Annotated in this window: 6 protein-coding genes and 1 pseudogene; 4 read left to right on the forward strand and 3 right to left on the reverse strand. The window is 71.4% G+C overall.

The annotated features are described in order from the left end of the window. Nucleotides 1-208: 208 nt before the first annotated feature. A complete protein-coding gene (cimA, locus tag ABT123_RS30415; RefSeq protein ID WP_351320474.1) occupies nucleotides 209-1,831 on the forward strand; it encodes a citramalate synthase in 1,623 nt (540 codons plus the stop codon). 83 nt (nucleotides 1,832-1,914) lie between these two features. Beyond that, complete coding sequence (locus tag ABT123_RS30420; RefSeq protein WP_351320476.1) at nucleotides 1,915-3,243, forward strand: hypothetical protein; 1,329 nt, start codon at nucleotides 1,915-1,917, stop codon at nucleotides 3,241-3,243. Here the strand turns inward: ABT123_RS30420 and ABT123_RS30425 are convergent. Beyond that, a complete protein-coding gene (locus ABT123_RS30425; RefSeq protein ID WP_351320478.1) occupies nucleotides 3,240-3,863 on the reverse strand; it encodes a YceI family protein in 624 nt (207 codons plus the stop codon). The two genes, ABT123_RS30420 and ABT123_RS30425, sit on opposite strands and share 4 nt — an antisense overlap. A gap of 242 nt (nucleotides 3,864-4,105) precedes the next feature. Here ABT123_RS30425 and ABT123_RS30430 point away from each other — a divergent pair, with 242 nt between their 5' ends. Further along, on the forward strand, nucleotides 4,106-5,689 hold the full coding sequence (locus tag ABT123_RS30430; protein ID WP_351320480.1) for an acyl-CoA carboxylase subunit beta: 1,584 nt from the start codon (nucleotides 4,106-4,108) through the stop codon (nucleotides 5,687-5,689). Nucleotides 5,690-5,706: 17 nt separating this feature from the next. Beyond that, a complete protein-coding gene (locus ABT123_RS30435) occupies nucleotides 5,707-5,901 on the forward strand; it encodes an acyl-CoA carboxylase subunit epsilon (RefSeq protein ID WP_351320482.1) in 195 nt (64 codons plus the stop codon). Between the two features lie 20 nt (nucleotides 5,902-5,921). Here the strand turns inward: ABT123_RS30435 and ABT123_RS30440 are convergent, their stop codons facing one another. Together ABT123_RS30440 and ABT123_RS30445 are read right to left on the reverse strand one after the other, a co-directional pair. After that, nucleotides 5,922-8,954: an NACHT domain-containing protein gene (locus ABT123_RS30440; RefSeq protein WP_351320484.1), complete on the reverse strand. Its 3,033-nt coding sequence runs from the start codon at nucleotides 8,952-8,954 to the stop codon at nucleotides 5,922-5,924. 89 nt (nucleotides 8,955-9,043) lie between these two features. After that, a pseudogene (locus ABT123_RS30445) lies at nucleotides 9,044-9,190 on the reverse strand (ATP-binding protein); the annotation flags it as partial.

A 9,190-nucleotide genomic window follows, 5' to 3' on the forward strand; every position in this document is an offset into this window, starting at 1 on the left:
GTAGCCGCTGAACCGTGGAAAACCTCCGCGGAAGCGGCCACCGTGCCCCAGACCCGCGCGCAGACCTCTCGCACCCGCGAGAGGTTTTTTCGTTTCCCGGCCACATTCCTGCCGGAAGCGGACAGCGCGCGATGATGGGGGCAAGTGGCGGCGACCTCCCCTGGGGGCAGGCATCCGGAGCCACTCATCCGACAGGAGCCAGAACACCGTGACGCCAACAGAGACGACAGCGCCGAAGGCCGTCCTCGACGACAGCTTCCACGTCTTCGACACCACGCTGCGGGACGGCGCGCAGCGCGAAGGCATCAACCTCACGGTCGCGGACAAGCTGACGATCGCCCGGTACCTGGACGAGTTCGGCGTCGGCTTCATCGAGGGCGGCTGGCCCGGCGCCAACCCGCGCGACACCGAGTTCTTCGCCCGCGCCCGCGCCGAGATCGACTTCAAGAACGCCCAGCTGGTCGCCTTCGGCGCCACCCGCCGGGCCGGCGGCTCCGCGGCCGAGGACCCCCAGGTCCGGGCCCTGCTGGAATCCGGTGCCCCCGTCATCACCCTGGTCGCCAAGTCCCACGACCGGCACGTCGAGCTGGCCCTGCGCACCACCCTGGACGAGAACCTGGAGATGGTCCGGGACACCGTCGCCTACCTGCGCCAACAGGGCCGCCGGGTGTTCGTCGACTGCGAGCATTTCTTCGACGGCTACCGGGCCAACCCGGAGTACGCCAAGTCCGTCGTCCGCACCGCGCACGAGGCCGGCGCCGACGTGGTCGTCCTCTGCGACACCAACGGCGGCATGCTCCCCGCCCAGGTCACCGCCGTGGTCTCCACCGTCCTCGCCGACACCGGCGCCCGGCTCGGCATCCACGCCCAGGACGACACCGGCTGCGCGGTCGCCAACACCCTCGCCGCCGTCGACGCCGGCGCCACCCACGTGCAGTGCACCGCCAACGGCTACGGCGAGCGGGTCGGCAACGCCAACCTCTTCCCGGTCGTCGCCGCCCTGGAGATCAAGTACGGCCGCCAGGTCCTCCCGGACGGCGCCCTGGCCGAGATGACCCGCATCTCCCACGCCATCGCCGAGGTCGTCAACCTCACCCCCTCCACCCACCAGCCGTACGTCGGCGTCTCCGCCTTCGCGCACAAGGCCGGACTGCACGCCTCGGCCATCAAGGTCGACCCGGACCTCTACCAGCACATCGACCCCGAGCGGGTCGGCAACACCATGCGCATGCTGGTCTCCGACATGGCCGGCCGGGCCTCCATCGAGCTCAAGGGCAGGGAGCTCGGGGTCGATCTCGGCGACGACCGCGCCCTGGTCTCCCGGGTCGTGGAGCGCGTCAAGGAACGCGAGCTGAAGGGCTACACGTACGAGGCCGCCGACGCCTCCTTCGAGCTGCTGCTCCGCGCGGAGGCGGAGGGCCGGGCCCGCCGTTTCTTCCGCATCGAGTCCTGGCGCGCGATCGTCGAGGACCGCCCGGACGGCTCGCACGCCAACGAAGCCACGGTGAAGCTGTGGGCCAGGGGCGAGCGCATCGTCGCCACCGCCGAGGGCAACGGCCCGGTCAACGCCCTGGACCGGGCCCTGCGCGTGGCCCTGGAGCGGTTCTTCCCGCAGCTGGCCAAGTTCGAGCTCGTCGACTACAAGGTCCGCATCCTGGAGGGCACGCACGGCACCGAGTCCACCACCCGGGTCCTGGTCACCACGACCGACGGCAACCGCGAGTGGAACACGGTCGGGGTGGCCCCGAACGTCATCGCCGCCTCCTGGCAGGCCCTGGAGGACGCCTTCACCTACGGTCTGCTGCACGCGGGCGCGGAGCCGGCCGAGTAGTCACCGTCCGCCTGGTCCTTGTATCCAGATGTCCTTATGTCCGGCTAACACAGGGAATGCCCTGTTCAGGTAGCGTCATAGATATGAGGACCAGGCTGATATCCGTACTGTCCGGTGTGCTGTTGGCCCTGCCCGCGGGCGCCCTCGCCCTCGCGTCGCCGGCAGCTGCTGCAACCGGACCCGCCGCCGTGGCCGAGGCGCTCAAGGAGGGCCCGGTCTATGTCGACCCGCGCGCCGCGGCGCAGCTGCCGAAGGACCAGGCAGACGCGCTGGCGAAGAAGATCAAGGACGCCGGGAAGCCGGTGTTCGTCGCGGTGCTGCCGAACTCCACCGAGTTCCCGCCCGAGAGCGTGCTCGCCACCGTCCGCAACAACACCGGCATCACCGGCCTGTACGCCATCCGGCTCGGCGACGGCTTCAACGCCGGTGCGGACAAGGCCGTCATGCCCACCAACGCGGTAAGCAACCTCACCAGCGCGGTGAAGGCCGGCGGGACCGTGGACACCGCCACCCAGCTGAACAACTTCGTGGACCAGGCCCTGCCCCAGGCCAAGGGCAGCGCCCCGGCCTCCTGGGGCACCACCGGCACGGACGGCGGGACCCCGGTCGCCGGCCTGGTCGGGCTCGGCCTCGTGGCGGCGGTCGGCGGCGGCGGTGCGTACGCCCTGGTCCGCCGCAGCCGGAAGCAGAAGGAGGAGGCCCGGCGCGAGGCCATCGAGAAGCTGCGGGTGGTGGTCGACGAGGACATCACCGCCTTCGGCGAGGAACTGGAACGCCTGGACTTCCACCCCGCCGAGCCCGGCGCCGACGACGCCATGCGCACGGACTACGAGAAGTCCCTGGACTCGTACGACAAGGCCAAGCAGATCATGGGCAACGTCCAGCACCCCGACGAGGTCAAGGGCGTGACCCAGGCACTGGAGGACGGCCGGTACTCGCTGGCCGTGCTTGCCGCCCGCCGGGAGGGCCGGCCGCTTCCGGAGCGCCGCCTGCCCTGCTTCTTCGACCCGCGGCACGGACCCAGCACCGAGGACGCCGGCTGGGCGCCGGCCGGCGGCACCGCCCGGACGGTTCCGGTGTGCACGGCGGACGCGGTCCGGCTGCGTGAGGGCCGGGACCCGATGCTCCGTACGGTCGACACCGAGCACGGACCGCGCCCCTACTACGACGCCGGCCCGGCGTACGGTCCCTGGGCCGGCGGCTACTTCGGCGGCGGCATCCTGCCCGGCCTGCTGATGGGCACCATGCTCGGCTCGATGATGTCCAGCCCGGCCTACGCCTCCGACTTCGGCGGCGGCGATGGCGGCGGCTTCGAGGGCGGGGACTTCTCCGGCTCCGACTTCAGCGCCTCCGACTTCGGCGGCGGCGGGGACTGGGGTGGCGGCGGCGGATTCGACGGCGGCGGCTTCTAGGCCGCCTGCTTGATCGCCGAGATGTCGAAGGTCAGCTTCACCTTGTCGCTGACCATCACACCGCCGGCCTCCAGGGCGGCGTTCCAGGTCAGCCCCCAGTCGGAACGCAGGATCTCGGTGCTGCCCTCGAACCCCACCCGCTCGTTGCCGTACACATCGGTGGCGGAGCCGTTGAACTCCAGGTCGATGGCGAGCGGCCGGGTGACGTCCTTGATGGTCAGCTCGCCGCTGATCCGGTAGCGGTCGCCGCCCAGCTGCTGCGCCTCGGTGGACCGGAAGGCCATCACCGGGTACGCCTCGGCGTCGAAGAAGTCACCGCTGCGCAGGTGCGTGTCGCGGTCCGCGATGCCGGTGTCCACCGAGGCGATCTGTACCTCGATGACGGCGGTCGACCGGGCCGGGGCGGCGCCGTCCAGGTGCAGGGTGCCCTGGTGCTCGGCGAAGGTGCCCCGGACGTTGGTCACCATCGCGTGCCGGACGGTGAAGCCGATGCTGCTGTGCGCGGCGTCGATCACGTAGTCGCCGGTGAGGGCGGCGAGGGCCGGGTCCACCTCGAGGGTGGCGACCGTGCCGACGGCGGTGGTGGTGTTCTGCTGGCTGCGACGGGTGAACAGACCCATGATGTGCTCCTCGGTTGTGACTGAACCTGGTTGAACCTTCAACGAAAATGACGGTAGACCCATTCCGTTCAAATTTCAACATCTGGCGATGGCTTTGTAGGCATGCCACAAAGGACGCAGCCCCCTGCTGGTGATGTCCTTGCGGCGTTCCCCGGTTCTGTCCCGTCCTCACAGTGGATCGCGCCGGAGACTGTCCGGTATCTACGGAGGGTTTCGCTTGGTCCTCTTCGTAAGGTCGATACATGACCGTTGTGGACCAGATCCCGGGCGAGCCGACGGATGCTCGCGGCCGTGTGGCCGAGCTGCACGACCTGCGCGAGCAGGCGCGGCGCGGCCCCAGCGACCGCGCGACCGAAGCCCAGCACGCCAAGGGCAAGCTGACCGCCCGCGAGCGCATCGCCCTCCTGCTCGACGAAGGCTCCTTCAAGGAGGTCGAGCAGCTGCGCCGGCACCGCGCCAGCGGTTTCGGTCTGGAGGCCCGCAAGCCCTACACGGACGGTGTGATCACCGGCTGGGGCACGGTGGAGGGGCGGACGGTCTTCGTCTACGCCCACGACTTCCGCATCTTCGGCGGCGCGCTCGGCGAGGCCCACGCCGCGAAGATCCACAAGATCATGGACATGGCCATCGCGGCCGGTGCCCCGCTGGTCTCCCTCAACGACGGCGCCGGCGCCCGCATCCAGGAGGGCGTCTCCGCGCTCGCCGGGTACGGCGGCATCTTCCAGCGCAACACCCGCGCCTCGGGCGTCATCCCGCAGATCTCCGTCATGCTCGGCCCCTGCGCCGGCGGCGCCGCGTACTCGCCGGCCCTGACGGACTTCGTGTTCATGGTCCGCGACACCTCGCAGATGTTCATCACCGGCCCGGACGTGGTCCGCGCCGTGACGGGCGAGGAGATCAGCCAGAACGGCCTCGGCGGCGCCGACGTACACGCCGAGACCTCCGGCGTCGCGCACTTCGCCTACGACGACGAAGAGAACTGCATCGCCGAGGTCCGCTACCTCATCTCGATGCTGCCGTCGAACAACCGCGAGAACCCGCCGGTGCACGCCACCGACGACCCCGCCGACCGCCGCTCGGACGTCCTGCTCGACCTGGTCCCGGCCGACGGCAACCGCCCGTACGACATGCACAAGGTCATCGAGGAGCTTGTCGACGACGGCGACTTCCTCGAGATCCACGAGCGCTGGGCCCGCAACATCATCTGCGCCCTCGCCCGCCTGAACGGCCAGGTCGTCGGCATCGTCGCCAACCAGCCGGCCCACCTCGCAGGCGTTCTGGACATCGAGGCCTCGGAAAAGTCCGCGCGCTTCGTCCAGATGTGCGACGCGTTCAACATCCCGATCGTGACCCTCCTGGACGTGCCCGGCTTCCTGCCGGGCGTGGACCAGGAGCACGGCGGCATCATCCGGCACGGCGCCAAGCTGCTGTACGCGTACTGCAACGCCACCGTGCCCCGCATCAGCCTGATCCTGCGCAAGGCCTACGGCGGCGCGTACATCGTCATGGACTCCCAGTCCATCGGCGCCGACCTGACCTATGCCTGGCCCACCAACGAGATCGCGGTGATGGGTGCCGAGGGCGCCGCCAACGTCATCTTCCGCCGCCAGATCGCCGACGCCGAAGACCCCGAGGCCATGCGCGCCCGGATGGTCAAGGAGTACAAGGCCGAGCTGATGCACCCGTACTACGCGGCCGAACGCGGCCTCGTCGACGACGTCATCGACCCTGCCGAAACCCGCGAGACGCTGATCAGCGCCCTCGCGATGCTCCGCAACAAGCACGCCGACCTGCCGTCGCGCAAGCACGGCAACCCGCCGCAGTAAGAGGAGACAAGCCACCGATGAGCACCGACATGCTGCTGCGCGTCGAAAAGGGCAACGCCGAGCCCGAGGAGCTGGCCGCGATCACCGCGATCCTGCTCGCCCGCGCCGCGTCCACCCCGGACATCCCGGCCGCCCGCTCCCGCAGCACGGCCGGCTGGCGCCGCCTGGAGCGCACCCCGGGCTTCCGCGCGCCGCACTCCTGGCAGGGCTGAGCCCTTTCACCCGACGGCCGTCACCTGATCCGCACCTTGATCCCCGCGGGGACCGAGTCCCGGACCGGGCGACGGCCGTCGGCCGTCCGGCAGCCGTTGAGATACACGCGTGGCCGCCCGAAGGCTGCCAGACCGCTCAGGTCCTCCGGCAGGACGCAGTTGCTGAACGACAGCGACCGCAGCCGGGCCGGCGCCGAGCGCACCGAGGGAAGCCACTCGCGCAGGTCGTAGTGCGCCAGATGGAGCGACCGGAGCAGTTGCAGCGGCCCCAGCTCGGCGAAGCCCCGGGGGACCCCGCGCCCCTGCACGATCAGCCAGCGCAGTCCGGGCCGGGCCGTCAGCACGGAGAGATCGGTGTTCTCGGCCAGCACCCCGACACCCAGCCCTTCCAGGCCGGGCGGGTCGGGCACCGTCCGCAGATCCGGGAAGGACTGCCAGTCCTGCAGCTGCAGGTTGAACAGCAGGGGCAGGTCGTGGAGCGGCCCCAGGTCCAGCAGCGGCACGTTCCCCCACACCGACAGGTTCGTCAGCCCCGGGCGTTTGGCCAGCGGAGACAGGTCGTTGTCGCCCCGCAGCCCCGGAACCCACAGCAGATCCAGCTCACCCAGCTCCGCCGTGGCGCCGAGCCCACGGGTGAACGGGTACTGGACGGCGACCTTCCTGGCCTCCGGCAGGGTGAGCAGTACCTCCCACTGGGTGGGGTGCGTCAGCGACAGCCACACGTCGCGCAGCGGCAGCCGCCGCAGTACGGCCCGGGCGAAGGGGGCAGGAGCGAAGTACTCCCATTCGAGGGCCAGCTGCGCCCGGACCGCGGGCCGCTCGTCACCGGCCCACCCCGCCATCAGGTCCAGCACGTCCGCGCCGCCGGCGAGCGCCGCCGTCCGGATGACCGCCTTGGCCTCGGCCTCCGACAATTCCCGCAGGGACGCGGGCAGTCGGCGCAGCACCGGGCCGCCGACCGCCGAGACGGACGCCGCCTCCGCGGCGCGGCGCGGCGGCACCAGGTGGTCGAGGGTGCGGTCCAGTGCCGTCCGCACCTCCTCCGGCACCGCATCCATGGTCTCCAGACAGGCAGCCGCGAGCAGCCGTAGCCGCCGGGCGTGCCGGGGCTCGGCCGCGGCCCGGGCCAGGATGCCCTCGATCAGCTCGACCCGCTGGGGGCGGTTGGCGTGGCCCGCCGCCATCACGATCGTCTCGTGCCAGGTGTCCTGGTGCGCCCGCCCCACCAGGTTGCCGATGTGGTCCTGGGCGGCGGAGTCCGCTGCCGCCAGATACTCCTGGAAACTGCGATGCAGGAAGTCCAACCGGCCCTCGGCGGGGGAGCGCAGCACTCCCGACCGGGCCACCAGGTGCTCCAGCACGGCCTGCGCGTCCATCCCCTCCAGGTGGCGCATGGCCTCCAGGGCGTAGTGCACATGGACGGCCGCCCGCTCGAAGGCGATCTCGCTGCGGCCGTTGTCCGACAGCCGCCAGGCGAGGTCCTGGAGGAGGCGCAGCCGGTCGGTCAGGGACAGCTGCACCGCCGCCGCGCTCGGCACGCAGCGCTCCGCGTCCCGCCGCTGCAGCAGGATCTCCAGGGCGATCCGGTACAACTCCATGCGGCTGCGCGGCAGCTGGCCCTGCCGGTTCAGGTGCAGCGCGCACAGCAGCGCCGCCAGCAGTGGCGTGGCCGCCAGCGACTGCAGGTGCGGCCGGTCCCGCAGTCCGGCCAGTAACGACCTTTCGTAGTGCGGGAGATCACGGTTGCGGTCCAGCACCGCCTCGTGCCACTGCCGGACGAAGGTCACCAGGTCGGCCGGGCGCATGCGGTCCAGCAGCACCGCGCGGAACCCTTCGGCCCGCAGCCAGTCACCTCGGGCGGCGGCCGGCCGGGACGTGACGACCACCCGGTTGTCCGGGTAGGCGTGCAACAGTCCCCGGAGCCATTCCCGGACCGCGCGTCGCTCCTCGGCGGGAAGTTCGTCCACACCGTCCACCAGCAGCAGCACCCGCCCCGCCGCCAGCTGACGGTCGACCCAGGCCGCGGGCATGTGGCCGGTGAGCGGCCCCGCCGCCTGGTCCAGCAGGGCCTCCGGCCGGGGCAGTTCCCGGCCCGCGTACCGGCGGAGCTTGATCAGGACCGGGACCAGGCCGTTCCACGCGGCGAGGGTTGCCCCGAACGCGCTGCGGGCGGCGGTGACCGCCAGCCACTGGAGCAGGGTGGTCTTCCCGGAGCCGGCCTCCCCGCGCAGCAGCACCCGGTGGGCGTCCTGCAGGACGGTCTCCACCTGTCTGCCGTGGGCCTCGTCATCGCCGGCCAGCGGCAGCCGGGAGGCGGACTGCTTCTCGTCGGCGATCCGCAGGCTCACATACGCTACCGACAACTTCGTCCGCGCGGCCCGCTCCGAGGCGAAGCTGAACAGCTCGATCTCGTCCAGCGAGCGGGAGACCAGCTCCAGGTACTCCCGGCGGAAGGCCTCGTCCCGGCCTTCGCCCTCCGGCGCGTACAGGGACCGGGCCGGGAGGCGCTCCAGGACCTGGGACAGCTCCGCCGCCAGGGAGGTCGTCCGGCCCAGGAGCTCCGTCACCGCGCGTTCGGTGAACACCGGCAGCCGGCGCAGCACGCGCACGTAGCAGTCGCAGCACTCCGAGAACAGCAGCTCGTACAGCGCCGCCGCCGGCTCGTCCAGGCCGGCCGGGGCCGGGACCGCGCGGCGGATGCGGCGGGCCAGTTCCGCCGCGTCCGCGTCCGAGCCGATGATCGCCGCGTCCGAGAGGTCGGCCGCGGTGAAGGTGTCCGTCACCGCGTCGAGGGCGGACTGGCGGCCGGACTCCGACAGGCCGCGGAACTCGTGGGCCAGCAGCGGCTCCAGCCGGGCCGCCACCGCATCCGCGATCTGCTCGAACTGCCGCTCAAGGCTCCGCTGCGGGCGCAGCCCCGGAACCCGCACCCGGATCAGCTCCGACAGCTCGGACCGGCTCTCCTGGGCCCGCCGCTTCGGCCCCAGCCACAGCCCGGCCGCCCGGGTCGCCAGGACCCGCCCCAGATTGATCGCCGCAACCTCAGCGCTCACCGCACCCCCTCGCCCCACTCCTCGGAAAGACAGAACGCCGGGGACCCGTGGACGGGTTCCCGGCGTTCCGGAAGAGGCGTTCCTACTTACTACCGCAGTCGTGCCATCAGCGCGTGCTCGACGAGCGTGATGAGTGCCGACTTGGCGTCGGCGCGGTGGCGTGCGTCGGTGGTGATGATGGGTGCGTCGGGGCCGATCTGGAGTGCTTCGCGGACTTCTTCGGGGGTGTAGGGCTG

Source organism: Streptomyces sp. NPDC002054 (assembly GCF_040296685.1).
Classification (GTDB): Bacteria; Actinomycetota; Actinomycetes; order Streptomycetales; family Streptomycetaceae; genus Streptomyces.